This is a genomic window from uncultured Brevundimonas sp. (assembly GCF_937863155.1).
GTDB lineage: Bacteria > Pseudomonadota > Alphaproteobacteria > Caulobacterales > Caulobacteraceae > Brevundimonas.
The window spans coordinates 73,564-100,541 of the sequence record NZ_CALMFB010000054.1; the positions used below are offsets into that span (position 1 = coordinate 73,564).

Annotated in this window: 25 protein-coding genes, 1 pseudogene and 1 riboswitch; of the genes and pseudogenes, 7 read left to right on the forward strand and 19 right to left on the reverse strand. The window is 68.6% G+C overall.

The window, feature by feature from the left end; translation table 11 throughout:
* On the reverse strand, nt 1-1,395 hold the full coding sequence (locus Q0581_RS08560) for an MFS transporter (protein WP_298699408.1): 1,395 nt from the start codon (nt 1,393-1,395) through the stop codon (nt 1-3).
* Nucleotides 1,396-1,414: 19 nt separating this feature from the next.
* Nucleotides 1,415-2,773, reverse strand: coding sequence for a nitrate/nitrite transporter (locus tag Q0581_RS08565; RefSeq protein WP_298699410.1), 1,359 nt, complete (start codon nt 2,771-2,773; stop codon nt 1,415-1,417).
* Nucleotides 2,774-3,041: 268 nt separating this feature from the next.
* On the opposite strand from Q0581_RS08565, the gene Q0581_RS08570 reads away from it, so the two are divergent.
* Nucleotides 3,042-3,827 carry a cyclic nucleotide-binding domain-containing protein gene (locus Q0581_RS08570; protein WP_324523689.1) on the forward strand — a complete coding sequence of 262 codons (786 nt, stop codon included), beginning with the start codon at nt 3,042-3,044 and terminating at the stop codon, nt 3,825-3,827.
* A gap of 15 nt (nt 3,828-3,842) precedes the next feature.
* Here Q0581_RS08570 and moaA read toward each other — a convergent pair whose 3' ends face one another.
* The 5 genes from moaA to Q0581_RS08595 all read right to left on the reverse strand — a co-directional run bounded on the left by moaA (nt 3,843) and on the right by Q0581_RS08595 (nt 8,918).
* Complete coding sequence (moaA, locus tag Q0581_RS08575; protein ID WP_298699412.1) at nt 3,843-4,835, reverse strand: GTP 3',8-cyclase MoaA; 993 nt, start codon at nt 4,833-4,835, stop codon at nt 3,843-3,845.
* Nucleotides 4,825-4,962, reverse strand: a riboswitch (molybdenum cofactor riboswitch). Its footprint overlaps the gene before it by 11 nt.
* A gap of 61 nt (nt 4,963-5,023) precedes the next feature.
* A complete protein-coding gene (locus tag Q0581_RS08580; RefSeq protein WP_298699413.1) occupies nt 5,024-6,217 on the reverse strand; it encodes an NnrS family protein in 1,194 nt (397 codons plus the stop codon).
* Nucleotides 6,218-6,296: 79 nt separating this feature from the next.
* Complete coding sequence (locus Q0581_RS08585; RefSeq protein WP_298699415.1) at nt 6,297-6,944, reverse strand: anaerobic ribonucleoside-triphosphate reductase activating protein; 648 nt, start codon at nt 6,942-6,944, stop codon at nt 6,297-6,299.
* On the reverse strand, nt 6,937-7,128 hold the full coding sequence (gene nrdD, locus Q0581_RS08590; RefSeq protein ID WP_298699417.1) for an anaerobic ribonucleoside-triphosphate reductase: 192 nt from the start codon (nt 7,126-7,128) through the stop codon (nt 6,937-6,939). The genes Q0581_RS08585 and nrdD overlap by 8 nt, the downstream gene beginning before the upstream one ends.
* Before the next feature lie 14 nt (nt 7,129-7,142).
* Nucleotides 7,143-8,918, reverse strand: a complete 1,776-nt coding sequence (locus Q0581_RS08595) for a ribonucleoside triphosphate reductase (protein WP_298699419.1) — start codon at nt 8,916-8,918, stop codon at nt 7,143-7,145.
* Between the two features lie 211 nt (nt 8,919-9,129).
* On the opposite strand from Q0581_RS08595, the gene Q0581_RS08600 reads away from it, so the two are divergent.
* Nucleotides 9,130-9,633: a hemerythrin domain-containing protein gene (locus Q0581_RS08600; protein WP_298699421.1), complete on the forward strand. Its 504-nt coding sequence runs from the start codon at nt 9,130-9,132 to the stop codon at nt 9,631-9,633.
* Nucleotides 9,634-9,718: 85 nt separating this feature from the next.
* Here Q0581_RS08600 and glp read toward each other — a convergent pair whose 3' ends face one another.
* The 6 genes from glp to Q0581_RS08630 all read right to left on the reverse strand — a co-directional run bounded on the left by glp (nt 9,719) and on the right by Q0581_RS08630 (nt 13,947).
* The gene (gene glp, locus Q0581_RS08605) at nt 9,719-10,909 is read right to left on the reverse strand and encodes a gephyrin-like molybdotransferase Glp (protein ID WP_298699422.1); all 1,191 of its coding nucleotides are present in this window, start codon (nt 10,907-10,909) and stop codon (nt 9,719-9,721) included.
* Nucleotides 10,906-11,397 carry a cyclic pyranopterin monophosphate synthase MoaC gene (moaC, locus tag Q0581_RS08610; protein ID WP_298699424.1) on the reverse strand — a complete coding sequence of 164 codons (492 nt, stop codon included), beginning with the start codon at nt 11,395-11,397 and terminating at the stop codon, nt 10,906-10,908. The genes glp and moaC overlap by 4 nt, the downstream gene beginning before the upstream one ends.
* Entirely contained in the window at nt 11,394-11,930 is a 537-nt protein-coding gene (moaB, locus tag Q0581_RS08615; RefSeq protein WP_298699426.1) for a molybdenum cofactor biosynthesis protein B, read from the reverse strand. The genes moaC and moaB overlap by 4 nt, the downstream gene beginning before the upstream one ends.
* Before the next feature lies 1 nt (nt 11,931).
* Complete coding sequence (locus Q0581_RS08620; RefSeq protein ID WP_298699428.1) at nt 11,932-12,402, reverse strand: molybdenum cofactor biosynthesis protein MoaE; 471 nt, start codon at nt 12,400-12,402, stop codon at nt 11,932-11,934.
* Nucleotide 12,403: 1 nt separating this feature from the next.
* Nucleotides 12,404-12,688, reverse strand: coding sequence for a MoaD/ThiS family protein (locus Q0581_RS08625; RefSeq protein ID WP_298699430.1), 285 nt, complete (start codon nt 12,686-12,688; stop codon nt 12,404-12,406).
* Between the two features lie 194 nt (nt 12,689-12,882).
* Entirely contained in the window at nt 12,883-13,947 is a 1,065-nt protein-coding gene (locus tag Q0581_RS08630; RefSeq protein WP_298699431.1) for a helix-turn-helix domain-containing protein, read from the reverse strand.
* 353 nt (nt 13,948-14,300) lie between these two features.
* Here Q0581_RS08630 and Q0581_RS08635 point away from each other — a divergent pair, with 353 nt between their 5' ends.
* The 3 genes from Q0581_RS08635 (at nt 14,301) to Q0581_RS08645 (ending at nt 20,585) form a co-directional block, all read left to right on the forward strand.
* Nucleotides 14,301-18,959: an autotransporter domain-containing protein gene (locus Q0581_RS08635; RefSeq protein ID WP_298699433.1), complete on the forward strand. Its 4,659-nt coding sequence runs from the start codon at nt 14,301-14,303 to the stop codon at nt 18,957-18,959.
* 209 nt (nt 18,960-19,168) lie between these two features.
* Nucleotides 19,169-20,008 carry a PAN domain-containing protein gene (locus tag Q0581_RS08640; protein WP_298699435.1) on the forward strand — a complete coding sequence of 280 codons (840 nt, stop codon included), beginning with the start codon at nt 19,169-19,171 and terminating at the stop codon, nt 20,006-20,008.
* Between the two features lie 73 nt (nt 20,009-20,081).
* Nucleotides 20,082-20,585, forward strand: a complete 504-nt coding sequence (locus tag Q0581_RS08645) for a hypothetical protein (protein ID WP_298699436.1) — start codon at nt 20,082-20,084, stop codon at nt 20,583-20,585.
* Nucleotides 20,586-20,597: 12 nt separating this feature from the next.
* On the opposite strand, the gene Q0581_RS08650 is transcribed toward Q0581_RS08645, so the two are convergent.
* On the reverse strand, nt 20,598-21,041 hold the full coding sequence (locus tag Q0581_RS08650) for a hypothetical protein (protein WP_298699438.1): 444 nt from the start codon (nt 21,039-21,041) through the stop codon (nt 20,598-20,600).
* 110 nt (nt 21,042-21,151) lie between these two features.
* Here Q0581_RS08650 and Q0581_RS08655 point away from each other — a divergent pair, with 110 nt between their 5' ends.
* Entirely contained in the window at nt 21,152-21,745 is a 594-nt protein-coding gene (locus Q0581_RS08655) for an ECF-type sigma factor (protein ID WP_298699439.1), read from the forward strand.
* Here the strand turns inward: Q0581_RS08655 and Q0581_RS08660 are convergent.
* The 5 genes and pseudogenes from Q0581_RS08660 to Q0581_RS08680 form a co-directional block, all read right to left on the reverse strand.
* Nucleotides 21,732-22,883: a tetratricopeptide repeat protein gene (locus Q0581_RS08660; RefSeq protein WP_298699492.1), complete on the reverse strand. Its 1,152-nt coding sequence runs from the start codon at nt 22,881-22,883 to the stop codon at nt 21,732-21,734. The two genes, Q0581_RS08655 and Q0581_RS08660, sit on opposite strands and share 14 nt — an antisense overlap.
* A 258-nt stretch (nt 22,884-23,141) precedes the next feature.
* Nucleotides 23,142-24,116 (reverse strand): annotated as a pseudogene (locus tag Q0581_RS08665) (serine/threonine-protein kinase); the annotation flags it as partial.
* 50 nt (nt 24,117-24,166) lie between these two features.
* Entirely contained in the window at nt 24,167-24,637 is a 471-nt protein-coding gene (locus Q0581_RS08670) for a hypothetical protein (protein WP_298699441.1), read from the reverse strand.
* 62 nt (nt 24,638-24,699) lie between these two features.
* Complete coding sequence (locus tag Q0581_RS08675) at nt 24,700-25,173, reverse strand: hypothetical protein (protein ID WP_298699443.1); 474 nt, start codon at nt 25,171-25,173, stop codon at nt 24,700-24,702.
* Nucleotides 25,174-25,457: 284 nt separating this feature from the next.
* Nucleotides 25,458-25,763 carry a LytTR family DNA-binding domain-containing protein gene (locus tag Q0581_RS08680; RefSeq protein ID WP_298699445.1) on the reverse strand — a complete coding sequence of 102 codons (306 nt, stop codon included), beginning with the start codon at nt 25,761-25,763 and terminating at the stop codon, nt 25,458-25,460.
* A gap of 511 nt (nt 25,764-26,274) precedes the next feature.
* Here Q0581_RS08680 and Q0581_RS08685 point away from each other — a divergent pair.
* Nucleotides 26,275-26,964, forward strand: coding sequence for an IPTL-CTERM sorting domain-containing protein (locus Q0581_RS08685; RefSeq protein WP_298699446.1), 690 nt, complete (start codon nt 26,275-26,277; stop codon nt 26,962-26,964).
* Nucleotides 26,965-26,978: the final 14 nt, after the last annotated feature.

Consider the following 26,978-nt stretch of genomic DNA (forward strand, 5'->3'; position numbering starts at 1 on the left):
TCAGGCCGCCGTGCTGTGGGAAACATTCAGGAGCGAGCCGCGCCGGGCGTAGTACAGCCAGTTGATCACCGCGCAGCTCAGGTAGAAGCCGAGGAAGATGTAGAGGGCCAGGGCGGGGTCGCCGGTCGCCTTCATCGAGTTGGCGAAGGCCAGGGGAATGAAGAAGCCGCCATAGGCGCCGATGGCCGACGAGAAGCCGACGATGGCCGCCGATTCCCGCTCTGACGCCTTCAACCGCTCTTCCGACGTGGCGCCGGGCATCAGGCGCGGCATGTCCGCCCGCACCAGGGCCGGGATCATCTGGAAGGTCGAGGCGTTGCCCACGCCGGTCCAGAAGAACAGCCAGAGGAAGCTGGCGAAGAACAGGCCGAAGGTCGCCTCTGCGCCAAACACGCCGATGCTGTAAAGCACGCCCAAGACGCCGATCAGCAGGGCGCCGAAGACGATCTGGGTGACATTGTGCCCGCCCCACCGGTCCGAGACCCAGCCCGTCAGCGCCCGCGACGCGGCGCCGACCAGCGGCCCCAGGAAGGCGATCTGCAGGATGTTCACGTCCGGGAACAGGGTCTTGCCCAGCAGGGGAAAGGCCGCCGAGAAGCCGATGAACGAGCCGAAGGTGCCGATGTAGAGGTAGCACATCAGCCAGTTGTGCTTGCGCTTGAACACCACGGCCTGCTCGCGGAACGAGGACTTGGCCGAGGCCACGTCGTTCATGCCGAACCAGGCGGCGACGGCGGCGATCAGGATGAAGGGAACCCAGAAGAAGCCCGCGTTCTGCAACCAGACCTGGGTCTCGACGCCGTTGGCGACAGCGGTCTGGGGCGCGCCGGCGATCGATCCGAACACGGCCAGGCCGGTGACCAGAGGCGCGGCGAACTGCAGGGCGCTGACCCCCAGATTGCCGAAGCCGGCGTTCAGGGCCAGGGCGTTGCCCTTCTCGCTCTTGGGAAAGAAGAAGCCGATGTTGGCCATGGACGAGGCGAAGGCCCCGCCGCCCAGGCCGCAAAGCAGCGCCAGGACGATGAACACCGAATAGGGCGTCGTCACATCCTGCACCGCCATGCCGATGCCGATGGCCGGGATCAGCAGCGACAGGGTCGACAGCGTCGTCCACAGCCGCCCGCCGACGATCGGCGGCATGAAGCCGTAGAAGATGCGCAAGGTGGCGCCCGACAGGGCCGGCAGGGCCGTCAGCCAGAACAGTTCGGACGTCGAGAACTGGAAGCCGATGCTGTTCAGCCGCGTGGCCGCCGTGGACCACAGCATCCAGACCGAAAAGGCCAAGAGCAGGTTGGGGATCGAGATCCACAGGTTGCGCCGGGCGATCCGGCGGCCGGTGGCGCGCCAGAAGTCGGGGTCTTCGGGGCGCCAGTCATGAAGCACGTGTCGGGACATGGGCAGAAGCGTCCTTGCGCTAGCGAGCGTCGCGTCCTGCCGTCGGCAGGCCGTGCAGTTCGGGGAATTCAGGCAGTTGCGAGAGAGCCGGGACGTGGGCGCGCTCCATCCGGCCGATGGCCAGGTGCATCCACAGCAGCGCCGCGCCGACCAGGACGAACAGCAGCATGAAGCAGCTGGTGGCGACACCGGTCAGGTCGTTCAGCATCCCGAAGGTGATCGGCAGCACGAACCCGCCCAGGCCGCCGATCATGCCGACCAGGCCGCCGACCGAACCGATATGGCCGGGATAATAGACGGGGATGTGCTTGTAGACCGCCGCCTTGCCCAGGCTCATGGCGAAGCCCAGCACGAACACCAGCACCACGAACAGCGGCAGGCCGATGGCCATGTGGAAGGCGATGGGGCCCTTGGTTCCCTCGACCACATAGCTGGTGGCCGGATAGGACAGGATGAAGGTGCAGAGCACGCTGACGACAAAGGTCAGATACATGACCTTGCGCGCGCCGATGCGGTCGGACAGCCAGCCGCCGAAGATGCGGAACACCGAGCCGGGCACCGAATAGGCGGCGGCCAGCATGCCGGCGGTCTTGATGTCCAGATCATAGACGCCGGTCAGATAGCGCGGCAGCCACAGCGCCAGGGCGACAAAGCCGCCGAAGACGAAGAAGTAATAGAGCGAGAACCGCCACACCCGCAGATCCTTCAGCGGGGTCAGCTGCAGCCAGGCCGCCTGGGGCTTCTGGCCCGTGGCCCGGCGCGCGACCAGATCGGGATCGTCGCGCGTCAGCAGGAAGACCAGCACGCCGATGACCAGCAGGGCCGCCGCCCAGATCTGGGCCACCGCTTCCCAGCCCATGGCGATCATGACGAAGGGGGCGGCGAATTTGGTCACGGCCGAGCCGACGTTGCCCGCCCCGAACACGCCCAGGGCCGTGCCCTGTTTTTCCTTGGGGAAGAATTTCGACACATAGGTCACGCCGACCGAAAAGGCCCCGCCGGCGATGCCGACGCCCAGGGCGGCGATCAGAAACTGCGGATAGGTTTCGGCATAGGTCAGCAGGAAGGTGGCCCCGGCCGCCAGGATCATGACGATCAGATTGACCACCCGTCCGCCGTACTGTTCGGCCCAGACGCCCAGGATCACCCGGATCAGCGACCCGGTCAGAATGGGGGTGCCGACCAGCAGTCCGAACTGGGTTTCGTTCAGCCCCAGCTCGGCCTTGATCTGGACGCCGATGATCGAAAAGATCGTCCAGACCGCAAAACAGGCGGTGAAGGCGAAGGTGCTGAGCCACAGGGCCGTCTGCGCGCCCTTGTGTTGAAGCGGGGCCCCGCCTGCATTCGCCCCGACACCGCCGTTCGCGCCCGTCGCCATCTCGCGACCTCCCGAAACCTGGAGATTGTCTCCGTCGGGAAGGATGTGCGCCGTGCGTGATCAGTACGGCTTGCTGTTTATCAAGCGCACCCTAGACGCCGGTCCAGAATTCAAAACCAGTTGCGCGATGACAGGGATTTTATTGAGAGCGAAAATCAATAGCTAAACTAGACGGCGATGAGTTGTCTTGACGCAAAGCGCTGTCGCGCCGGGGCGGACACACTGGCTTGATGAAAGTTAACCGCCAGAATCGGCCGGAGGGCGTCCGATGACCATGCGAACGTCTGATCTGAACCGGATCAAGGCGCTGCCGTTGTTCGCCAGCCTGCCCGACGAGACGTTCCGCGACGCGACCGCCGGATCGTTTCTGCAGCGTTTCCCCGCCGGCACCACCTTGCTGATGGAAGGGGATCCGGTCGACTTCCTGTATGTGCTGCTGGACGGCATCGTCGAACTTCAGGGGTCTTGGAAGGACAAGGAAACCACCCTGGCCGTGCTGCGGCCCGTGTCGACCTTCATCCTGGCGGCGGTCATGCTGGACGCCCCGGCCTTGATGTCGGCGCGGACGCTGGAGCGGTCCGAGATTCTGATGCTGTCGGGCGAGGCCCTGCGACGCACGGCGCGGATGGACGCCGGCTTCGGCTATGCCGTCGCGCGCGAACTGGCGGGTTGCTATCGGGGTCTGGTGCGGTCGGTGAAGAACCAGAAGCTGCGCGGCGGGACCGAGCGGCTGGCCAACTATCTGCTGACCCAGCGGGTGCGCCAGAACGGTCGCGCGACCATCGTCCTACCGCACGAAAAGCGGGTGCTGGCCTCTTTGCTGGGCATGACGCCCGAGAACCTGTCGCGGGCCTTTGCGGGGCTGGCCGGGCACGGCGTGTCGGTCAATGGTCCCGAAGTGACCATCGCCAAGCCCCAGTTGCTGGAGCGACTGGCCCGTCCCTCGCCGCTGATCGACAATCATATGCCGCCGCCCAAGCAACCGCTGGGCAAGGCCGAAATCGAAAGCTGGCCGCCGGACCCCAAACAGCCGGTCGCGCCCTTCGGCGGATAAGGCGAGCGCCGCGGATCAGCCGCCGAACTGCGCCAGGTTGCGGGTGTCGCCCGGTCGGGCCAGATGCAGGTCGTGGCCCGACGCCTTGCCGGTCAGGGCCGAACGCACCGCCGCCTGCAGGGCCTCGCGCTGGTCGTCGTCTGACAGGAAGGGGCGCAGATCCACGCCGCCCTGGCCGAACAGGCACAGACGCAACCGTCCCCGCGCCGTGACCCGCAGCCGGTTGCAGCTGTCGCAGAAGCCCGGCGCATAGGGCGCGATCAGGCCGATGGCGCCGCGATGGTCGGGATGCCGGTACTCGATCGCCGGCCCGGCGTCGCCCGAACGCGGCGCCGGCGTCCATCCCCGCTGGTCCAGCCAGTCGCGCAGGACGCCGCCGCCGACATGATGGTCCGCGAAATAGTCGGCGTTGTCGCCGGTCCGCATCAGTTCGATGAACCGCGCCGACACCGGCCGGTCGCGCACGAAATCGGCCCAGGCCTGGAAGCCCGCCTCGGCGGTCTCCTTCAGCAGAACGGCGTTGACCTTCACTGCCTGATACCCGGCGTCCAGCGCCGCCTCGATCCCGTCCAGAACCATCGGCAGGCGGTCGTGACCGGTGATCCGGGCGAAGGTTTCCCGCTCCAGGCTGTCGATGCTGACGTTCAGATGCGACAGGCCCGCCGCGCGCCAGCGATCGACGTGCCGCACCAGATTCCAGCCGTTGGTCGTGACCGCCACCTTGCCGACGCCCGGCTGGGCCGCGACGCGGGCGACGATGTCGGTGAAGTCCCTGCGCACCGTCGGCTCGCCGCCGGTCAGCCGCACCTTGCCCAGGCCCAGATCGGCGAAGGCGCCGACCAGGCGGCCGATCTCGTCCACGTCCAGATAGGACATCGGCCCGGTCTTCTTGAAGCCATCGGGCAGGCAGTAGGTGCAGCGGAAATTGCACACCTCCGTCACCGACAGGCGCAGATAGCGGAAACGCCGGCCGAAGCCGTCGACGGCGGCGTGGCCTTCAAAGGCCATTTGGAAGCTCCTTTCCAAACACGGGAGGCGAAGCGGTTTCCCGCCGCGCCCTCGGCCCCTTTCGGAGCCCGGCCGGCCGACCCTGGCGCATGGCGTTAGGTCGGACGGCTCGGAGCGAACTCAGCGACAGTCTAGGGCGTGGCGCGCCGGACGCTGTTGACCCCGGCCGCCACAGGGCTTGATGAAGATCAAGCCGGGCGCAGATCGGGCCGGGGTTTCAGCAGCATGGGGCCATAGATCAGGGCGAACCCGCCAAAGGCCGCGCTCCACAGCACGGTCGAGACGATCAGGCCGGGGACGTGCAGATCGGGAACCAGGCCGGCCGTCACGCGCGCCATCGCCGCCAGATTGACCGCGACATAAAGCAGGCTGGTGCCCCAACCTGCGGCCAGGGGGCGCCCCGTATGCCCGCGGCTGGCGCGGGTGGTCATGGCCAGGATCATCACCCCCATGGCGCCGGCGGTCAGGGCGTGTATCCCGGCCGAAATGGGAACGCTTGCCCCCACCGCCGACAGGCCCATCAGGATCAACGCCACCGGCAGCCACAGATATCCCATGTGCAGGATCAGCACGAGCGGCTCGGCCCCCGTGCGCCACCCGCGCCAGCGCGCCAGCCGCACCAGATGCAGCGCACCGACCCCCGCCAGCAGGGCGCCGACCGCCCCCGCTTCGGGCGACATGACCCAGGCCCCCAGGGTCACGACCGTGGCGATCAGCACGGCCTGGTCGAACCGACCGGCCGGCGGCGCGGGCAGAGGACCGCCCCTGCGCACCAGCCAGTTGCGCGTGAAACTGGGCGTCACCCGCCCGCCGATCAGCGCCAGCAGCATGGCCACCGCCGCCAGGGCCAGGCGCAGGAACAGGTCCAGACCGGCCGGCTCGACGCGCAGATGAACCCCGACATCGGCCAGGGCGAACAGGCTGGCCAGGACGGCGACCGGCAGGTTGCGCCAGTTGCGCCCGGCCAGAACCTCGCGCCAGATCACGCCCGCGAAGACGACCAGGAAGACCGCGTCGATGCTGGCGACCCAGGCGGGCAGGCCCAGCATCGGCGCCGCCAGCATGGCCGCCCGTCCCGCCAGCCACAGCAGAAACAGCCCCGCCAGCGGCGCCCCGACCACCGGCAGACGCCCGGTCCAGTTCGGCACGGCAGTCAGCAAGAAACCCGCCACGATGGCCCCGACGAAGCCGAACAGCATCTCGTGAATGTGCCAGTCCAGCCCGATCCCCGCCTGGGCCAGGGCGCCGCCATGGGCATAGGCGGTCAGCCAGATCGGCGTGGCCACGGCGGCCCAGACGGCGCCGAACAGGAAGAAGGGCCGGAAGCCGAAACAGAACAAGGCGGGGCCGCGATAGGCCCGCATGGCGGCGGCGGTGGACATCGACCGTCCTTCCTTTGATCAACTGTCTGTCTAGCGCCGCGCCGCGCCGGACAGGTTGCGGCCGCGCAAACGGGCGGCGTCAGACGGTCGCAGGCCGGCGCAGACGGTCCAGCGCCGCCAGGGCGTCGGGCGTGCAGCCCTGGGGCCGGAACGCCTGATGCGTCCAGCCGACGACGCCCATCTGGTCCAACTCGGCCTGCATCCGCGCCAGGGCCGCCGCGTCCAGCAGGCCGGGATGAACCGTGGTGCGGACCTGATAGGCCACGCCGCTGGCCAGCAGCAGACGCAGGCTGTCGCGCGCCCGGCGGCCGCTGCCGGGAACAGCGGTGGTGTCGGCATAGGCGTCGAACGGCGCCTTCACGTCGAAGCCGACCCAGTCGACCAGAGGCAGCACCGCCGCCAGGCGCGCGGGATAGGGGCCGCCGGTATGCAGGCCGATGCGAAAGCCCATCTCGCGCACCTGGCGCATGGCGACGGGCAAGGCGGTCTGAAGCGTCGGCTCGCCGCCCGAAAACACCACCGCGTCCAGCAGGCCGCGCCGCCCCGACAGAAAGGCCAGCGCCGCCTGCCAGTCCAGACCCGTTTCCGCGCGTGGCGGGATCAGGTGCGGGTTGTGGCAATAGCCGCAGCTCCAGGGACAGCCCTGAAGAAACAGGGTCGCCACCAGTTCGCCGGGCCAGTCGCACAGCGACAGCCGCTCCAGCCCGCCGATGCGGATCTCAGCCAAGCCCGGCCTGCCGCTCGTCGAAACAGGTGCGTTCGGCGAACTCGCCCTTCTTGCCGCGGTTGAAGGACGAGACGGGCCGGTGATAGCCCATCACCCGGGTCCAGATTTCGCACGGCTGACGCTCGTCGTCGGTCAGGGTCAGGGCGGCGGGGGCGGCGCCCCCGGCGGGCGTGGCGTCGAACATGGTGGTTCCTTTCGTCAGGCTTGGGCGGCGGCCAGCCGCTTTTGGGACAGGCGTTCCTCGTCGCAGCGCGGACAGAAGGCGTGCTCGCCCTCCAGGTATCCGTGCGTCGGGCAGACCGAGAAGGTCGGGGTGATGGTGATGTAGGGCAGGCCGAACCGGGTCAGCGCCCGCTGGACCAGACGGCGACACGCCTCGGTCGAGGACAGTCGCGTGCCCATGTACAGATGCAGCACCGTGCCGCCGGTGTATTTCCGCTGCAGCACCTCTTGCCGCTCCAGCGCCTCGAACGGATCGTCGGTGAAGGCCACCGGCAGCTGGCTGGAGTTGGTGTAATAGGGCTGGTCGTCGGTCCCGGCCTGCAGGATGTCGGGGAAGCGTTTGCGGTCTTCCTTGGCGAAGCGATAGGTCGTGCCCTCGGCCGGCGTGGCTTCCAGATTGTACATGTGGCCGGTCGCGGCCTGGTATTCGACGATGCGCGCGCGCACGTGATCCAGCAGACGCACCGCGAAGGCGTGGCCCCAGTCGGTGGTGATGTCGTGGGCGTCGTCGGTGAAGTTGCGGATCATCTCGTTGACCCCGTTCACCCCCAGGGTCGAGAAGTGGTTTCTCAGCGTGCCCAGATAGCGTTTCGTATAGGGGAACAGGCCGTCGTCCATCAGCCGCTGGATCACGCCCCGCTTGATCTCCAGACTGTCGCGGCCCAGGTCCATCAGCGCATCCAGCCGCGCCAGCAGCCCCGCCTCGTCCCCTTTGTAAAGGTACCCCAGGCGCGCGCAGTTCAGGGTGACCACGCCCAGGGATCCGGTCTGCTCGGCGCTGCCGAACAAGCCGTTGCCGCGTTTCAGCAGCTCGGTCAGGTCCAGCTGCAGCCGACAGCACATGGACCGCACCATGTTGGGCTTCAGGTCCGAGTTCACGAAATTCTGGAAATAGGGCAGGCCGTATTTGGCCGTCATCTCGAACAGTCGTTCGGCGTTCTCGCTCTCCCAGGGGAAGTCGGGCGTGATGTTGTAGGTGGGGATGGGAAAGGTGAAGACCCGGCCCTTTTCGTCGCCCTTGCACATCACCTCGATGTAGGCGCGGTTGATCATGTCCATCTCGGCCTGAAGATCGCCGTAGGTGAAGTCGGCGGCCTCTCCGCCGATGATCGGGATCTCGTCGCGCAGATCTTCGGGACAAACCCAGTCGAAGGTCAGGTTGGTGAAGGGCGTCTGGGTGCCCCAGCGCGAGGGGACGTTCAGGTTGAAGATCAGCTCCTGAATATACTGGCGCACCTCGGCATAGGTCAGTCCGCCCTTGCGGATGAACGGCGCCATATAGGTGTCGAACGAGCTGAAGGCCTGGGCGCCGGCCCATTCGTTCTGAAGCGTGCCCAGGAAGTTGACGATCTGGCCGATGGCGCTGGACATGTGGCGCGGCGGGCCGGATTCGACCTTGCCCGGCACGCCGTTGAACCCCTCGGTCAGCAGGGTGCGCAGCGACCAGCCGGCGCAATAACCCGCCAGCATGTCCAGGTCGTGGATATGCAGGTCGCCCTCGCGGTGCGCCCGCCCGACCGCCGCCGGATAGACCTGGGACAGCCAGTAGTTGGCGATGACCTTGCCCGAGACGTTCAGGATCAGCCCGCCCAGCGAATAGCCCTGGTTGGCGTTGGCGTTCACCCGCCAGTCGGCCCGCATCAGATATTCGTTGATCGAGGACGTCACATCGACGGTGACGTCCCGTTCCGGCCCGGCCAGGGCGAAGCCCAGGTCGGGAGCCGCGGGAGCAAGAACGGTATGTTTCGTCATGACGCGCATCCTGGCGATGGGACGGGCCGTCTGGCGGCCGGAACGAAACGCTAGGTGATTCGGTGCGGCGCCCCGGCCTGCGCGTCGCCGCGCCCTCTGCCGACGAAGGTTTGTCGCCTGAAGACGGACCATCAAGGTTCGCCTTGACCGCCATCAAGCCGGCCGGCGCGCGTCGGGCCTAAGGAAAGGGTCGCCCAACAGGAGCGCGGCCATGACCCTGGAAGCCACAGCGCCGGACCGACCGGACACGATGTCCGAAGCGTCGATGCCGACGCCGGCGCTGATCGCGCACATCCTGGAACGCTATCATCAGACCCATAGGCGCGAGCTGCCCGAACTGATCGAACTGGCGCGCAAGGTCGAACGCGTCCACCGCCGGCATCCGCAGGCGCCGCTGGGGATGGGCGACCTGCTGGCCCTGATCGCGGACGATCTGGAAATGCACCAGCAGAAGGAGGAGCAGATTCTGTTCCCGATGATGCTGAACGCGGCCGGTCCGATGGTGCATCACCCCATCGCCCGCATGATGATCGAGCACGAGGACGTCGAGGCCCAGCTGGCGGTGCTGGACGAGATGAGCGACGGCCTGACCCCGCCCGCCAACGCCTGCGGTTCGTGGCGCAGGCTGTACGAAGGATGTCGGAAATTCCGCGAAGACCTGCGCGCTCACATCCGCATCGAGGACACGGTTCTGTTCCCGCGTTTCCTCGATTGAGCCTGCAGGGTTCGCCGGCGGCCCTTTCCCAGACCAGCGTTCCCGACGAACGCGAAGGGGCCGGGCGAAGGCGAAGGAGCCGGGGTTAAAGGGCGAGCACTTCGACCCTCTCGCCCGCCCCGGCTCCGGAGTCTCCGGCGCGGCGGCGGATCAGGACATCGCTGTCGGCCAGTGTCTTCTGGGCGCCCGAATCCTGATTGCTCGCCGGCATGACCCGGCCATCGGCCAGGCGCCGTCCACGCAGGAATGTCTCGCGCTCGCCGGTCGCCGGGACATCGCCCGCCAGTTCGGCCCAGGCCCAGGCCAGGGCGGTGCGCGGCTCGCCGCCCGCCAGGCCGTGCAAAAGCGGGGCCAGAAACAGCCGCGCCGTCACCAGGGCCGAGGTCGGATTGCCCGGCAGGCCGACCACCAGCCGCCCCCCTGCCCGGCCGATCCACACCGGCTTGCCCGGCTTGATGGCGACCTTGGAGAAGACCAGGTCCAGACCGGACGGCCCGAACATGGCCCGCGCGTGATCGCGTTCCCCCACCGAGGCGCCGCCGGTCACCACCACCACATCGGCCAGCGACAGGGCCTGGGCCGCGACGGCTTCCAGGGCGGCGGGATCGTCGGGCGCGCGGCGACGGCCCACGACCTCGGCGCCCCATTGGCGAGCCAGGGCCATGACCCCGAACGACACGCTTTCGGGAATGGCGCCCAGCGTCTGGCGGGCCCTGCCCGGTTCGGCCAGTTCGTCGCCGGTGCCCACGACCATCAGACGGGGGCGGCGCACCACATTCACCCGATCTTGGTCGGCCGAGGCGGCGGCGACCATTGCCTGGGGCGTCAGCGTCGCGCCGGCTTTCAACAGCACATCCCCAGCCCGGAAGTCCGAACCGCGCTCGCGCACATGGCGGCCCTTGCCCGGCGCGGTCGAAAAGACCGCGTGACCGTCATCCTGGGTCACCTGTTCCTGCACCACGACCCGGTCGGCCCCCTCGGGCGTCGGGGCGCCGGTGAAGATGCGTGCGCAGGTTCCCGGAAGAAGAGGCGCAGGATCGGCGCGCCCGGCGTAGATCGTATCGACGATCGGCAGCCGCGCCGGCAGGACCGCCAGATCGGCGTCCCGGACCGCATAGCCGTCCATGGCCGAAACCGCGCGCCACGGTGCATCCGCGAACGCCGTCACGGGGGCGGCCAGCACCCGGCCGCAGGCGTCGGCCAGAAGCGCATCTTCGGCCTCCAGCGGTTGCGCCAGCCCCAGCACCAGAGCGGCGGCGTCATCGAAATCGATCATGGCCAAACCTCATCCGGCGCCCGCCATTCGCCCGACCGGCCGCCGGACTTCAGCACCAGCCGCACCTGATCCAGACGCATGGCGCGGTCCACGGCTTTCAGCATGTCGTACAGGGTCAGGCCCGCGACCGAGGCGGCCGTCAGGGCCTCCATCTCGACCCCCGTGACGCCCACGGTGACCGTCTCCGCCTCGATGCGGAAACCGGGCAGGTCGCGGTCGGGCGTGATCGTGACCGCCGCCTTGGACAACGGCAGGGGATGACACAGGGGGATCAGGTCGGCGGTGCGCTTGGCCGCCATAACGCCCGCCAGCTCGGCGGTCTGTATCACCGCCCCCTTGGGCGCGCGGCCTTCCAGAACCAGGGCCAGGGTCTCGGGGCGGCAATGCAGATCGGCGCGGGCGACGGCGCGGCGCGCGCTGGGCGCCTTGGCCGAGACATCGACCATCCGCGCCCGCCCCTCGGTGTCCAGATGCGTCAGGCCGCTCATGGGCAGATGCCCCGACAGCGCGGGATCTGGCCAACCAGCGAACAGGGGCGGAAGCGGCTGTCCAGTTCGGCGTCCAGCACCAGATCCCAGGCGTCGCGACAGGCGCCGGTCGAACCGGGCACGCAGAAGATGAAGGTCTCGCCCGCCTGGCCGGCCAGGGCCCGTGATTGCAGGGTGGCGACGCCGACGGTGGTCTGGCTGGCCTGATGGAACACCACCGAAAAGCCGTCCATCACCCGGTCCAGCAGCGGGCGCACCGCCTCGGGCGTCACATCACGCGGGGCGAACCCCGTGCCGCCGGTGGTCAGGATCACATCCACGCCCGGATCGGCGATCCAGTCGCGCAGCCGGGCCTGGATGGCCGGAACCTCGTCCTTGACGATGGCGCGGTCGGCCAGGGCATGGCCCGCCCCCGTCAGCCGGTCGATCAGCAGACCGCCCGAGGTGTCGGTGCTTTCGTCCCGCGTGTCCGAAATCGTCATCACCGCGATGTTCAGCGGCAGGAAGTCAAAGCGGTCGTCGATGCCGGCCATGTCAGTCGCTCCAGCGGGCCAGCGCGGCCCCATCTTGCTCAGTGGGTTCGATCCAGCGGCCGCCATCGGGGCCGCTTTCGTGTTTCCAGAACACCGCCTCGCTCTTGAGCCGGTCCATCAGGTAATCGGCCGCCTGGAAGGCCTCGCGCCGGTGCGGCGATGCGGCGGCGGCGAAGACGATGGTGTCGCCCGGCGCCATGCAGCCACAGCGATGCACCACATAGACCGCCGTGACGGGGAACCGGTCCAGCGCATCCTGGGCGATCCGCTGCAAAGACTGTTCGGTCAGGCGCGGATGCCAGTCCAGCCGCAGTTCATCGACGCGCGCGCCATCCTTGGCCCGGTCACGCGCCAGTCCGGTGAAGGCGACGATGGCCCCATCGACCCCGCGCGCGGCGCAGGTCTGGGTGAAGTCGTTCAGTTCGTCGCCCGCATCCAGAAAGCGGTGCTCCAGCCTGGAAACCGCCGCCATCTCAGCCCCCCGAAAAGGTCGAGAAAAACAGGACGGTCTGGCCCGGCTTCACCGTGGCGCTGTCGGCAAACACCTGGTCGTCGACGCCGCCGCGTACGGAGGGGTCCAGCAGGATTTCACCGCCTTCGCCGGCCAGGCTCTGCGCTAGCCGCTGCCGCAGGGCGCCCAGGGTCAGCCCCTGGGCGGGCGCCGCGCAAAGCTGTTCGGCGCCGAAGACATCGGACGGGCGACCAAAGAACTGGACCCGGATGCCCGGCCCCGCCTGTTCCGTTTCCGACTTGCGCATAGCGACGCCCCTGATCTGGTCGATCCTTGCTGGACCGGCTTGTATCGGGTTTGCCGCACGGCCTTTTGCGCCACCGCAAAATCAGGTGCGCTAAATTGGCGCCGCCCCTGTGGGCGGGCCCAGCGTCGCCAGGGTGCATTTGGGCTGGATTGGCGATTATGGGGGGCAGCGCTGTCAGGTCAGACGCTCATTCTTCAAGCGCCCTGACCCTGAAAAATTTTGATGTTCGAAGGCAACTCGGCCGGCACTGTGAACGCGGCGTCCCGGACGCCTTGGGTGCGGCAAGCCGTCAATGCGCGGGACCGGCACTGCGAGGGCGTCACGCCGTAGGCCGCACGAAAGGCGCGTCCCGCTGCGGTGTGGCTTTCAAGGCCCCACCGACCGAGAACACTGGCGATCTTTTCGTGCGCCAGCGTCGGATCGGAGAGATCCCGGTACGCGCCCGTCAGCCGCCGCGTAAGGATGTATTTCCCGATCCCGCCATGAGATTCGAACATCCGGTACAGGGTCGGCCGCGTGATGAAGAACTGGTCCACCAGCGCGGCCGGGGCAAGGCGAGGGTCGCCCAGGTCGCGTTCGATCCGACGACAGATGGCGCGGAACTGGCTCTTGCGCATTTCGGCCCGGCTGGCGGCGCGGTGCTGGCTGCCCGCCTTGACCACGGCGGCCAGGAGGGCGGCCGTCGATCGGCTCCATTCCAGCCCCTCTGCGACGGTCAGGTCTGGGCCCTGGCTCCACATGTCTTCGATATGTTCGCGCACGGTGACGCCGTCTTCCGTATCCCGGCGCAGGATCAGCCCGTGCAGGTCGCTGACGTCGGCCAGCAGCGGCTCCAGCAGACCGCGCTCGACGATGACCGACAGGTTGTCGATTCCCTCGGTGCGGATGGCGACGGGCCGGGCCAGATCCAGCATGCAGACATCGCCGGGGGCCACCGAATGCTCGGCGCCGTCAAGGGTCATGACGAAGCCGTGGTTTAGATAGAACTGGACATGGAAGTGATCGACCCCGGTCCGCGCGATGGTCTGGGGGCTGCGGGTCATGATCGAGGCGGACGACCGGGATTGGCCCAGCTTGATCGGGCCATAATCATAGACGGCGAAGTCCATGACGTAGTTCGCGCGCACCTCGGGCGTCGGGGCCTCCAGGTCGAACATCGCCGCCATCACCTCGCGACAGGCAGCGAAACTGTCGGCGTAATCGGCGCCGATATAGGCCGTCAGATACGGCAGCCGGTCAGTTCTGGAGCCTGTCGTCATGGGCCGGTTCCGATGGTCTGAAGGATGATCTGTAGGCGTTCGAGAAACGGCTAAGGCGAGAATCTTTCCACCCAGCGTCTCAAAATGATGCGTTCGCGACCTGGGCGCCTTGCGGCCGATCTCGAAGACGAGACTAAGCGGTTTCGAGCGGGGCGGGGAGCCGCCGCGAAGAGCGTGCGCGTCACGTGGGGGGATTGGCCATGGCGGGTCGGGAATGTGAAACGGTGCGCGCGCGCCGCAATGCCTGTCGGGCGGCCCGTTGGCTGGGGGCTGTGCTCGCCAGGAGCTCGCGCGCCACGTGCGGGGCGATCTTCAATGGGCTTGTGGCGCTGGCGCTTGTCGCGGGTGTCTTGATGGCCGGTTCTCCCGCCCAGGCTCAGACCGAGACGTTCGACCAGGATGGACGGACCATCGAATACTCCACCGGGCACTATGGCTCCGTGGGCATGGGGCATTATCTGATTCAGGACGGTTCCGGCGAATACGTCATGATGTTCTACAAGCCGGTGAATGTTCCCGCCGGCAGAACATACACGTCGGCCAGCGTCAGCTATCGCTATGACGTCGGCCATGGCGCCGGAAACGCCGTGAACATCACATTGATGAGCACTGAGGCGACGTACGATGCGGCGGGGTTCAGTCTGATCAGAACCAGCCCCTCTGTCGGCGGGTTCATATTGCAGTCGGGCAGCGGCGTGGCGACGACCAGCCTGTCCAACACCGTGGTCAACGAGATGAACCGCCTGTCCGCCGACGGCGGCGGGTGGCTGTATCTGGGCGTCTCCATGGCCAGCCCGAGCGCCAGCGTGTCCGCTTCGGCCTATCCGTTCGACGTGGTCGCCGAATTCGCCGTTCCACAGCCGACGATCTCGTCCATCTCGCCCAACAGCGGCCCCACCTCCGGCGGCGCGACCGTCACCATCACGGGGACCAACCTCGCCGACGCCAGCGCCGTGACCTTCGGCGGCAATGCGGCGACCCATTTCACGGCGACCGCCACCAGCATCAGCGCCGAGGTTCCCGCCCGCGCCGCCGGGGCTGTGGCCGTGGTCGTCACCACGCCGGGAGGGACCGCGACAGGCGCCTATACCTATGTCGGTGCGCCCACGATCTCGACGATCTCTCCGAACAGCGGTCCCGCCACCGGCTTGCAGACGGTCGTCATCACGGGAACGAACCTGGCGACCACGACGGCCGTGGCCTTCAACGGCGCTGCGGCGGCGATAATCAGCCGCAGCGATACGGAACTGCGGGTCACCAGTCCGGCCCAGGCGGCAGGCGCGGTGACCGTGACCGTCACGACGCCCGGCGGCAGCGCGACCGGCGGCTACACCTATGTCGCGGCGCCCACGATCACGACCATTTCGCCCGATGTCGGCCCCACAAGCGGGGTCTATACGGTCACCGTAACCGGAACGAACCTGGAGGGCGCGACGAGCATCACCTTCGGCGGCGTGACGGGGGCCATCATGGGGCGCAGCGCCACCCAGCTCCAGGTCGCGGGACCGGCGCTCTATACGCCCAGAACCGTGGACGTGGTCGTCACCACGCCCGGCGGAACCGCCACGGCTGTCAACGGCTTCACAGCGGCGGACAAGCCGGTGGCCGGGGACGTCACCTATGGCCCGCTGATCCCCTACAACACCGGCACGGCGACGCCGACGATCTTCAGCCTGGCCGCGAATGTGACCAACAATCCGACGCGCTATGCGGTCGGATCGACGACGACGGCGCAAGGCGGGACGGTGGGCATCGATGACGCCGGACAGGTCAGCTACACGCCTCCGGTCGGCTATCGCGACGCGACCGACACCTTCACCTACACGGCCTCCAATGCCATCGGTGCGTCCGATCCGGCGACCGTGACGGTGCGGATCGGCAACCCGGCCTTCACCATCGCCCTGCCTGCGGCCAGCGGGAGGGTAGGCGAGCCCTACAACAGCGCGGGCGCACCGCTGACGGTCACAGGCGGCCGGGCGCCCTACGTCGACTTCTCGGCGACCGGCTTGCCGGACGGGCTGAGCATGAACAGCGCGGGCGTGATCTCCGGCACGCCGACGGGCCTTGCCAATGCGAGCATCCTGATCACCCTCAACGACAGTTCGACAGGCAGTGGGCCGGCGACCGCGTTTTCGCTGCGTTACCTGACCATCGACCCGCCGAACCTGACCCTGTCTCCGGCCGCGGGCGCCTTGCCCGGCGCTCTGCAGCACGCCGCCTACAGCCAGACCTTCTCCGCCGCCGGCGGCACGCCGGACTACAGCTATACGCTGCGTGGCGGAGCTTTGCCGGCCGGCCTGACCCTGTCGGCCGGTGGAGTCCTGTCGGGGACGCCGACCCAGCGGGGTACGTTCACTTTCACGATCCGGGCGACGGACTCATCGAGAGGCGGCGTATTCCACATCGACAACGCCTACAGCCTGGAGGTGGTCCTGCCTGCGCCGCCGACGGCGGGGGCGGTGGCCACGACCGTCGCAGCGAACAGCAGCGGCAATAGACTAACGCCGGTCCTTGGCGGACCGCAGGCCGACAGCATCGCGGTGGCTCAAGGGCCGGCACATGGTGTGGTCACCGTGTCCGGCCTGACCTTCCTCTATACGCCGACGGCGGGTTACTCGGGCGACGACAGCTTCACCTATGTCGCGACCAATGCGGGCGGCGATTCCGTCTCCGCGACGGTCACGGTGACGGTGACGCCGCCGGTTCTGGCCCTGGGCGATCTGTCGCCTGCAACCGCCGAGGCGACGACGCCGTATGGGGCGATCCTGACCGCCTCGCTCGGGACGGGGCCCTACAGTTTCGCGGTTTCGAACGGCGCCTTGCCGCGAGACGTGACTCTGTCGCCCGACGGCGTCCTGTCAGGCGCGCCGACCGTGGCGGGCGCCTTCAGCTTCGAGGTGCGGGCGACGGACGTTCATGGCGCGACCGGAACCCGCGCCTACACCTTGCAGGTCGACGCGCCGAGCGTGAGGCCCGCGCCCGCCGAGGGGGCCCTGCCGGGTGGCCTTCTGACCATGGCCTACAGCCAGACATTAACCGCCACGGGCGGCGTCGGACCCTATAGCTGGGCGGTGACCGGCGGCCAGCTTCCGGCCGGTCTGACGCTGGCCACGGGTGGCGGCCTGACCGGCACGCCGACCCTGGCGGGAAGCCACAGCTTCACCGTGACGGCGACCGACGTCTTCGGTTTCACCGGGACGGCCGTCTATGCGCTGGAGATCGGCGTCCCGGTCCCGACGGTTCAGCCGCAGACGGCCACGGCCGTGGGCGGCCAGAGCGTGACCCTGGACGTCACCCATGGCGTGGTAGGGGTGGATATCACCTCGGTGTCGGTGGTCTCGCCGCCGGCGCATGGGACCGCCGTCGTCCAGGGAATGAGCATCGTCTATACGGCTCGCGGCGACTTCTCCGGGACCGACAGTTTCACCTACACGGTCAACAATGCGGGCGGGGCCTCGGCGCCCGGCACGGTGACCATCACCGTCCGTCCCGCCGTGGCGACCGGTCCTGAAAAGACGGTCACCATCCTGGCCGGTCGGACCGCGACGGTGGAGCTGACCGCAGGCGCCGGCGGCGCGCCCTTCACTGGCGCCGCAGTGGTTTCGGTGGGGCCGGGTCAGGCGGGAACGGCGCGGATCGTATCGCGCACCGGCCAAGGCGGGATTCAACTCTATGATCTGGTCTTTACCCCGGCGGACGGCTTCACCGGTGAGGCGACTGTACTTTACACCTTGAGCAACGCCTTCGCGGTCAGCGCTCCAGGCACGGTGACCATCACGGTGGAACGCCGTCCAGACGCGGGCGTCGATCCCGAGGTGCGGGGCGTGGCGACCAGCCAGGTGACCGCGGCCGGCCGTTTCGCCGGCGCCCAGATCAGCAATTTCCAGCGCCGTATGCAGGCCCTGCGCGATGGGACCAATGGCTCGTCCAACGGCCTGAGCCTGAACCTTGTCGGCTCCAGCCGCGACCGCGACCCACGCATGGCCCTGCGCCGTGAACTGGGACAGCCGGTGACCTCTCTGGATCGAGATGCCCTGAACGACGACCGGGATCGGGAGATGCTGGTGCTGAATCGGTGGGCCGACCGCCGATCGACCGGTACGACCGGTCCGTCCAGATTCGGCGATCGTCTGAACGCCGCGCCGACGACGACAGATCAGACGCGCGGCCATTCCATCGGCTTCTGGACGGCCGGTTCGGTCGACTGGGGTCGGGAGGCCGCGGATGGTCAGGACGACAGTCGCTTCACCACTCAAGGGGTGAGCGCAGGTCTGGATGTTCGGGTCAGCGACCGGCTTATCCTGGGCGGCGGCCTAGGCTACGGCGAGGACCGGACCAGGATCGGGGATCAGGGCGCCCTCAGCGAAGGCTCGGCCGTCACCGGCGCCCTATACGCCAGCTGGCGTCCGGCCGAGGCCTTTTATATCGACGGCGTGATAGGCTACGCCGACCTGGCCTTCTCTTCTCGGCGCTGGGTCCAGGGTCTGGGCGGCGATCCTTCAGGCTATGCCTATGGGGACCGTTCGGGCGACATCCTGTTCGCCTCGGCCGCCTTCGGGCGGGTCATCCGGCGCGCCGCCCTGACCAGCGAAATCTATGCTGGGGTCGATGCGCGCGAGATGACGCTGGATGCTTTCACCGAGACGGGCGCCGGGCTGTCGGCCCTGGCCTGGGACGCGCTGAAGCAGAGCGGTCTGTCGGCCAATCTGGGCGCGACCCTGCGCTGGAGCCTCGATACCCGGCGCCACGGTCAGATCTGGCCCAGCGCGCGGGTGGAATGGTCGCATGAACTGGAGCGCATGGGCGACCAGGGGGTCCGCTACGCCGATTGGGCGGGCAGCCCCAGGTATCTGATTCCGCTGGATGAATGGTCGCGCAATGCGGTCAATCTGGATCTGGGGCTGGAGTGGTCGCTGAATGAACGGCTGATGCTCAACTTCGGCTACCGGGCGATGTACGGCGACGCCAGTTCCAGCCACGGCGGCCAGTTCGGGCTGAAGTACGGATGGTGATGGCGCCGGCGCGTGGATTCGGCGTCTTGTCAGCCCGAGGCGACCGGAAAACCGATCGTCAGCACGACAATCGCGTCGACAACTCAGACCTGTCTCCCGACGATCCGCGTGGCCTGAGATCGGAACGGAAATAGAGCCGATCCGCCTGTCCGGTATGCGGCCCGAACCGCGTTTTCGTGTTCGGGGCTGTATCTTGAGAGGATCGGAACATGAAACGATGGATTGCGGGGCTGTCGGCCTTGGTGGTGCTGGCGGGCGGCGCGACGGGGGCTGCGATGGCCCTGGCGCAGGGGGGACCGTCCCTGACCCTGTATGAGGGCGAGGGCTATGGCGGTCAGTCCAAACGGATCGACCGCGCCGTGCGCGACCTGAACAGCGTGCGGTTCAACGACATGGCGCGCAGCCTGGTCGCCGAAGGTCGGTGGGAAGTCTGTCTGGACGCCGCCTTCCGGGGCCAGTGCCGGATCGTCCAGGGCCAGGTCAGCGACATGGGCGACTGGAACGGCTCCATCTCGTCCGTCCGCTATCTGGGACCGGCCGACTGGGGCGCGGCGGGCGGATCGGCCGTCGGCGGCGGATCGACTGTGGCTGCGACGCAAGGGCAACAGGTTCCCGCCGCACAGCCTCAGGAGGAGTGGCGGCCCATGCAGCGGACCGATCTTTTCGGCAGCGACTATCATGAGTTCGACCTGAACTCGGGCCAGGACTGGCGCGCCTGCAAGTCGGCCTGCGACGCCGATGGCCGGTGCCAGTCGTGGACCATGACCATCCCCGGCTCGACCCTCTATGGTCGGTGCTATCTGAAGAACACGGTGCCGACCCCGACCGAGGCCGAATGCTGCATTTCGGGCATCAAGGGCGCGCCCAGCGCCGGCGGCCCCGGTGCGGGCGGTCAGGCGGCCAGCGGCGGCTATGCTGGCGCTCAAGGGTCATCGCGCGGGCCCAATGCGGCCGAAACCGCGGCCCAGCGCGCGGCCCGTGTGGCGGCCGAGGAAGCCGAACGTCGGACGCACGACCGCATCCGCGAAGGCATCGGCCGGATCTTCTGATCGGATGAAGCCTTGTCGGCCGGTCGGTCTGCGCGACCGGCCGGCCGATCCTGCGTAAATGGGAGACAGACCGATGCGAGCACTGTTGAAATTGGCGTTGGCGGCGACCCTGGTCATGGCCGGTCCCGCGTGCAGCCAGACCCCGCCCTCCGCCGCTCCCGCTGACGGCGGCGAGGATGCAGGCGCGCTCAGCGCGGCGGGCGCGTTTCAGGGGAACTGGCGCGTCACGCGCCTGGACGACCCGGACGATGCGGCCCTGATGGCGCTGCAACTGCGCCACGACGGGGATCTGCTGGAGGGTGAATATGTGCTGCACCAGCCGTTCTGCGATGTGGACCAGCCTCTGCCTCTGCCGTCGAACCTGGATTGCGAATTCACGGGCCTTTCCGCGTCGTTCGACGATGGAACGGCGCGTAATGCGGAGGCGCGGCTGATCCTGAGGCCGGGCGCCGACGGGGCGGACCATCGTCTGGTCTTCCCGCTGCCGGCGGGGGATGTGCCGGCGAACGGGGCCTATTTCGCGCCGGGCGAAGAGACCCCGGTTCGTATCCGCGTCACGCGTATGCCGGACCTGTGAGGCCCGACGTCTTCAGCGGCCGGGGGTGCGGGCGATGCAGTCGGCGACTTTCGGCTGGTTGGCCTCCCATTCCGCGCGCGTGACGATCGGCGCGCGAGCCTGGGTCTGGATGGCGGCGAACTCGTCTTCCGAGAGGCCCGCGGCCTTGGCGCGACGGTCGGCTTCGACGCGCCAGCGGGTCTGATTGCGAACGCCCGCTGCGGCGCTCGCGTCGCCACCCAGAATGTCGTGCGCCATGGCCTGGGAGATCAGGGAGTGACAGGTCAGGGCGTCGATGACGTCCTCGCGCGTGGCGGGGGGACCGGCGGGCGCGACCGCCTCGACCGCCTCGACCGCTTCGGGCGCCGCGGCCGCGCCGTTCGTCGTCGCCGGAACGGTGGCCGACGGTTCGCTGTCGCCACAGGCGCCCAGGGCCAGAGCCGCCGTCGTGGCGACCATCAGAAAACGCATTCGCATGTCGATGTCCTTGCCTATTTCCCTTTATCAAACGAAGATTCGCGGACCGACCGGACACGCCCGGTCGGCGGGGATGCCGTCATGCGTCTGGCAAGCGTCGGAGGGATGTCTTGACCGCCACAGCGATCGATATGTCCGCCGCCGCGCGTGACCACCGGCCCCGGGCGTCAGAGGCCCGCATCGAGGATCGCCTGGTCGACCGACTGACGCCCGAACTGTGGGACGCCCTGCGCCGCATCGCCCGGCGCGAGCGGTTTCGGGTCCGGGCCGGCGAGACCCTGCGCGTCACCGCCCTGGTCAGCGAGGCCTGGCTGAAGCTGCGCCGCAGTCAGACCTTCCACGATGACGCCCATTTCCTCAGCGCGGCGGCGGTGGCCATGCGACACGTCCTCGTCGATCACGCCCGCTCGCGCCTGGCCGCCAAGCGCGGCGGCGGCAAGGCCGACCTGCTGCTGGACGACGTGGAGCCCTTCTGGGAAAGCGACAGCCGCCTGATCGAGCTGGACGAGGCGCTGGACCGGCTGGGACGGCTGAACCCGCGTCTGGCGCGGGTGGTCGAATATCGCTTCTTCGCCGGCTATGGCGAGGAGCAGGTGGCCGAGATCATGGGCGTCACCGACCGCACCGTGCGTCGCGACTGGGTCAAGGCGCGGGCCTGGCTGTTCCGCGAACTGTCGGTGGATGAGGGGGTCAGCCCGCCGTAAGACCGTACTGACGCCTGATCTTTTCGATGGTCTCGACCTGGGCCGCCCCGCCGGCGCCCAGGGGGGCCAGGCCCGCCGCCGCCTCGTTCAGCAGCCGCGCCGCCTCGGGCCGCCGCCCCTGCGCCGCGCGCGTGCGCCCCAGGGCGACTTTCAGCACCGCAGCGGCCGGATGCGCCTCGCCCAGCGCCGCGACGACATCCGCCAGGGCCGCCTCGGCCGTTCGCGCCGCCTCCGAGGTCGCGCCCAGGGCCAGTTGCGCCTCGCTGAGACCGGCCGAGGCCGAGGCGAAATGCAGGCTGCCTACGCCCGCATGTTCGCGCGCCATAGCGGCGGCTTCGCGCAGCAGTGCGACCGCTTCGGACGGGCGGCCCAGCTGGGTCAGGGTCTTGCCGTGGTTGCTGAGCAGCGCCGCCATGGCCGCCGAGGCGCCATAGAGGCCGCGCCGCACCTGCACCGCCCGGCGGAACAGAGGCTCGGCCTCGGCCGGCCGTCCGGCCAACACATGCAGGGCCGCAAGGTTGTTCAGGGTGTTCAGGGCGTCCGGCCCGGTGTCCAACCCCGTCGCCGCCCAGACCGCCAGCGCCGACTGGAACGACGGGATCGCCTCGTCCCGCTGACCGCCGGCGACCAGCATCACACCCAGATCGTTGTGATAGACGCCGGTCTCGCGATGGTTGGCGCCGCTGATGGCGATGCGCATCGGCAGATGGGTGCGCAACAGGTCGATGGCCGCGTCCGTCTGGCCCTGATCCCGCAGCAGGCGCGCCTGCACCAGACGGCTGTCGACCAGTTGCGAGCGCCAGCGATCCTCGTCCCCGCGCCAGAAGGTCTGGGCCTGGGTCAGCAGACGCTCGGCCTCGTCCTTGTCGGCCTGTTTCAACCGCACCTGGGCCAGGTCATAGGCGGCCGAGGCGGCCAGATCGGGCCGCACGCCGGGCGCCTCGACCAGGCGCCGCAGCAAGGGTTCGGCCGCCGCATAGTCGTCCAGATAGAAGAACAGTTCGCCCAGGGTGTGCAGCACCGGCCCGCCGCGCGCCGGGTCGCGGTCGAACAGCGCCGTCACCCGCTCGGCGGCGACCTCCAGCACGCGGCCGGCGTCAGCGTCCGGCCCGCCGGCTTCGGCCGCCCCGCGCAGCATGAAATGCAGATACTGCTGCACCGCCTCCAGCCGCGCCTGTTCTCGCACGGCGACATCGCGTTGCCGACGCGCCGCCTCGGCCTGCCACAGGGATGCGGCGAGGCCTGCCGACAGGCTGAGGGTGATCGCCGCCGCCGCCGCGATGGGCCAGCGCCGCCGCCGGACGAAGCGCGCCACGGCGTAACCGCGCTCGCCCTGCCGCGCCGTAACCGCTTCACCCGCCAGGGCGCGGCGCAGATCCTGGGCCAGGGCGTCGATGGTCGGATAGCGGGCCTGCGGCTCCTTGCGCAGGGCGCGGGCCAGGATGGCGTCCAGATCGCTTTTCAGGGCAGGACTGATGGGTGCGATCATCGGCGTCGAGGCCAGTCGCGGCGTCTCCATGTCCAGCACCTGGCGCACCGCCGTGGCCACCGGCGCATCGCCCAGATCCAGCGGCGGCCGGCCGGTCAGCAGCTCGAACAGAACCGCGCCCAGCCCATAGACATCCGTCGCCGTGCCGGGCGTCTGGCCCCGCAGCAGTTCGGGCGCGGCGTATTCCAGCGACAGCGGCGTCTCGGTGGCCTTGCGGTCGCCGGTGAACAGGGTCGCCACGCCAAAGTCGATCAGCCGCGTCCGCCCCTCGTCATCGACCAGAATGTTCGACGGCTTCAGATCGCGGTGCACGATCAGGCGCGAATGGGCGTGGGACACGGCCTCGCAGACGGCCAGCACCAGCCGGACGCGGGTCGCGGCGTCGGCGCCATGGGTTCGGCATCAGTCGTCGATCGGGGCGCCGGCCACATATTCCAGCACCATATAGGGGCGGCCGTCGTCGCTGATGCCGCCGTCCAGCAGACGCGCCACGCCGGGATGCTCCAGTTCAGCCAGGATCTGCCGCTCGGCCTGGAACCGTCCCCAATAGGATTTCGGCAGGGGCCGCATCAGCTTCAGCGCGGCGGACTGGCGATACTCGCCATCGGCGCGTTCGGCGCGATAGACCTCGCCCATGCCGCCCGAGCCCAGCCGCGACTGCAGCAGCCAGGCGCCGAACCTCTGGCCCGTGGCGGATGGCTCGGCGACCTCTGGGGCCTCAGGCGCCAGAAACGCGCCGCTGCGATCGGCGGCCTGCAGCAGGCTCAGCACCTCATCGGCCAAGGCGTTGTCGGCCGCCATGCGCCGGACCCAGGCCTCACGCTCGGCCGCGGGTTGATCCAGTGCCTCGTCGAAAAGCTGTTCGACCCGCCGCCAATCCATTCAGAGCCCCCACCCGTGAGCCGCGAGACTGGGAACCGGGCTCGGCCCCGTCAAGCGCCGCCGTTGCTGTAGATCAGGGTGACGCGCGATCCGTGCTCTTCGGGGGCGATGCTGACCTGGACGCCGCGATCGACGTCGTCGGCGCTGCTGGCGGTCATCATCAGGACGCCGTTCAGATTGGCGTCGGTTCGTTCCGTCAGGCCCGAACCGTCCAGGCGCGAGCGATAGAAGGCCGCGACCCTGTCCGGGGCGTCGCCCGTCACGAACACCATCATGCCGCCCTTCTGCGATCCGGTGGAGCCGGAACTGACCCCGCCGACCGTGCTTTCGATACGGCCGCCCGGATAGACCGGCAGGAAGGACGGCAGATCGACCGCCGTCATCCGCGTCGCGGCCGAACCGTGCGCGATCTCGACGCGTTCGCCGTCCTCGCCCCGCACCGTTTGACGCTCGCCGCTGCAGGCCACGAGGCCCAGCCCCACCACGCCGATGACGGCCAGGCCGATGATCCGTGTCTTCATGGTCTTTCCCCCGGTGTTCATCATCGAGAACGGACTGGCCCTACGGGACCGGACATTCCGGGTCATGTCGCATCCCGATAAAGGCAGGCCATTCGCCGGGCGGTTTCCCGGTCGGCGCGGAACTGGGCGCGGTACTCGGCCCGCGCCGCCTCGGGCATCATGGCCAGGATGCGGTTCAGCACCGCGTCGACCTCGGCGTCGGACATGCGGCAGGCCAGGTCCATGGGCGCGCCCGCCGAACTGCCTGCCGCAGACGTCGGTTGCGGATCATCCTGGGCGCGGCGCGAGGCGGCGTTCATGGCGGCGTGCTCCGCCGGGGACAGGCGGCTCCACAGCAGTTCGCCCCTCATCTCGACCGGCCGCGCCATGGTCAGGGCGATGGCGTCGCGCGGCGTGGTGGGCAGGGCCGCCACCATGTGCAGGACGCCGCTGATGTCGCCGTCCAGACGCGGCGAACAGCGGTCCGAAGACGGCGTGAACCGCGCCTCGTGGGCGGGAATGATCGGACCGGATACGCTTAATCGGCGGCTGCCCATTAGAGAGGCGCTCTGCGAACGTCACGGACGGTGACCGAACTGGCGTCGTCACGCTCAGTGGCGATGGCCCGGACGCGCCCGAAGCCCAAGGCAGTGGCGCTGGTTCTGGCCGGTCCATGGTCGTCCGGCTTATAGCGCTGCACGCTGGCCATGCATCGTTCGAACGTCTGCAATGCGGCGCAGCTTTGCATTTTGCCTTCCGGCCGTTGTGGAGACCTGACCCTGTTCGCCCAATGCTCGTTGGCTTCCATTCGGGGGGCGGGTGGCCGATCGAACGTCAGGCCTCAGGAATCTCGGTGATGGGCGCGTATGGCGTTGCGATAGGCGCCGCCGACCGGCAGTTCGGCGCCGCAGGCCAGACGCACCTTCAGGCTCTTGGCCGACTGAAGCACCGCCACGACCTGGCTGGGTCTGATCATGGCCGAGCGGTGGATGCGCATCAGGCCGTGCGGCGCGGCCAAAGTCTCCATTCGCGCCATGGTCGTGCGGTGCATCCAGGTGCGGCCTTCGGCATGCAGGAAGACATGATCGCGCGCGGCGGTGATGTGCGACACCTGCGACAGCGGCACCCGCACTTGGCCCTGCCGCACCTTGACCCACAGGGCGTCCGAAGCCGGCGGCGCGGCGCGATCCGCCGCCTGTGCTGGCGGCCATGGGCGGGATGTAGTTCAGCAGCAGAAAGTCGAACGGATGATGCCCCTGCATGGCGTGGCCGGTGGCCGCCATCAGCACGGCGAAGACCCAGACCAGGATCACCATCCGAATGACGACGGGCGTTATCGCGGGTTCGCGCAGGATCGCGCCAGGGTGATTTTCAGCACTGACCGGCAATCTTTCCCCCCGATCCGGTGAAGCCTCGCGCCAACTCCGTGGAACGGCCACGCTTCGGCTTAGAGAAGAAAGGATCGGCGGGGTTTAGCAACCCCCGTTCGTCGTATGCCGCGCCGGTTTCGTCGTGTGTTTTGCGCAAGCCCGTACGACACGGTCGTCAAAACATATCGCCGTTTTGTCGCGGCAATGCCCACGTTCGTCGCAAGCCGGTCGACGCTGAAAGGCCGTCGCACGAAGAGTCCGGCATCGAAGACGGGGGACATGATTCCAATGAAGATGCTGGGAGCCGTTCTGGCCTTGGCGACCGGACTGGGTGTGGCGTCGGCCGCCCATGCCGGGCCGGTCACCGATACGCAGACCATTGATCATGTGACGTTGCGCATGCCCGCCCCGATCGGGCCGCGGACCGATGTGACGGTGACCCTGGTCGCCCAGGCCGACACGAACGACCTTTTCAACACACCCAATGTGTACGGCGTGAACGGCAAATGCGTGTTGGCCGCCTCCGCGACCATAACCGTCACCGGCGTGCCGACGCAGACCATCGCCTCGCCGGTGCATGTCTGCGCCACCGTGAGCGGGGAACGCGCCGGATTCTACACCAGCGCCGGCGGTGTGGACATGATGATGGGGTCGCCATCGGCCTATGTCATCGACCTGGATCAGGACACCAGCATCAACTATGCGCCCTCGGATGTTCGTCCGGGCGCGGGCACGCCCACCCTGGCCATTTCGGCCGAGGCGCCGGGGGGCGGCAATGTGCTGTTCACCCACGCCTATGCGACGCACCAGTCCTTCCCCAACACCGTCGCCAGCAGCTTTGTCGTGGATGTCGGCGCCGCCCCGCCGCCGCCGCCCGCAACGGTGCCGACCCTGTCGGAATGGGCGATGATCCTGCTGGGCCTGCTGCTGGCGGGCGGGGCGGCGCTGCATCTGAACCGGCGACGCATGTCGGTCTGAACGCCGCCTCGATC

Excerpts from the sequence above, each read along its gene's own strand:
- Q0581_RS08625 (WP_298699430.1), bottom strand. The coding sequence starts at position 12,688 with ATGCGCAAGTCGGAAACGGAACAGGCGGGGCCGGGCATCCGGGTCCAG.
- Q0581_RS08600 (WP_298699421.1), top strand. The coding sequence starts at position 9,130 with ATGACCCTGGAAGCCACAGCGCCGGACCGACCGGACACGATGTCCGAA.
- Q0581_RS08660 (WP_298699492.1), bottom strand. The coding sequence starts at position 22,883 with ATGCTGCGCGGGGCGGCCGAAGCCGGCGGGCCGGACGCTGACGCCGGC.
- glp (WP_298699422.1), bottom strand. The coding sequence starts at position 10,909 with ATGATCGATTTCGATGACGCCGCCGCTCTGGTGCTGGGGCTGGCGCAA.
- moaA (WP_298699412.1), bottom strand. The coding sequence starts at position 4,835 with ATGGCCTTTGAAGGCCACGCCGCCGTCGACGGCTTCGGCCGGCGTTTC.
- Q0581_RS08645 (WP_298699436.1), top strand. The coding sequence starts at position 20,082 with ATGCGAGCACTGTTGAAATTGGCGTTGGCGGCGACCCTGGTCATGGCC.
- moaC (WP_298699424.1), bottom strand. The coding sequence starts at position 11,397 with ATGAGCGGCCTGACGCATCTGGACACCGAGGGGCGGGCGCGGATGGTC.
- Q0581_RS08635 (WP_298699433.1), top strand. The coding sequence starts at position 14,301 with ATGGCCGGTTCTCCCGCCCAGGCTCAGACCGAGACGTTCGACCAGGAT.
- Q0581_RS08670 (WP_298699441.1), bottom strand. The coding sequence starts at position 24,637 with ATGAAGACACGGATCATCGGCCTGGCCGTCATCGGCGTGGTGGGGCTG.
- nrdD (WP_298699417.1), bottom strand. The coding sequence starts at position 7,128 with ATGTTCGACGCCACGCCCGCCGGGGGCGCCGCCCCCGCCGCCCTGACC.
- Q0581_RS08595 (WP_298699419.1), bottom strand. The coding sequence starts at position 8,918 with ATGACGAAACATACCGTTCTTGCTCCCGCGGCTCCCGACCTGGGCTTC.
- Q0581_RS08560 (WP_298699408.1), bottom strand. The coding sequence starts at position 1,395 with ATGTCCCGACACGTGCTTCATGACTGGCGCCCCGAAGACCCCGACTTC.
- Q0581_RS08650 (WP_298699438.1), bottom strand. The coding sequence starts at position 21,041 with ATGCGAATGCGTTTTCTGATGGTCGCCACGACGGCGGCTCTGGCCCTG.
- Q0581_RS08580 (WP_298699413.1), bottom strand. The coding sequence starts at position 6,217 with ATGTCCACCGCCGCCGCCATGCGGGCCTATCGCGGCCCCGCCTTGTTC.
- moaB (WP_298699426.1), bottom strand. The coding sequence starts at position 11,930 with ATGGCCGGCATCGACGACCGCTTTGACTTCCTGCCGCTGAACATCGCG.
- Q0581_RS08620 (WP_298699428.1), bottom strand. The coding sequence starts at position 12,402 with ATGGCGGCGGTTTCCAGGCTGGAGCACCGCTTTCTGGATGCGGGCGAC.
- Q0581_RS08630 (WP_298699431.1), bottom strand. The coding sequence starts at position 13,947 with ATGACGACAGGCTCCAGAACTGACCGGCTGCCGTATCTGACGGCCTAT.
- Q0581_RS08675 (WP_298699443.1), bottom strand. The coding sequence starts at position 25,173 with ATGGGCAGCCGCCGATTAAGCGTATCCGGTCCGATCATTCCCGCCCAC.
- Q0581_RS08565 (WP_298699410.1), bottom strand. The coding sequence starts at position 2,773 with ATGGCGACGGGCGCGAACGGCGGTGTCGGGGCGAATGCAGGCGGGGCC.
- Q0581_RS08640 (WP_298699435.1), top strand. The coding sequence starts at position 19,169 with ATGAAACGATGGATTGCGGGGCTGTCGGCCTTGGTGGTGCTGGCGGGC.
- Q0581_RS08685 (WP_298699446.1), top strand. The coding sequence starts at position 26,275 with ATGAAGATGCTGGGAGCCGTTCTGGCCTTGGCGACCGGACTGGGTGTG.
- Q0581_RS08570 (WP_324523689.1), top strand. The coding sequence starts at position 3,042 with ATGACCATGCGAACGTCTGATCTGAACCGGATCAAGGCGCTGCCGTTG.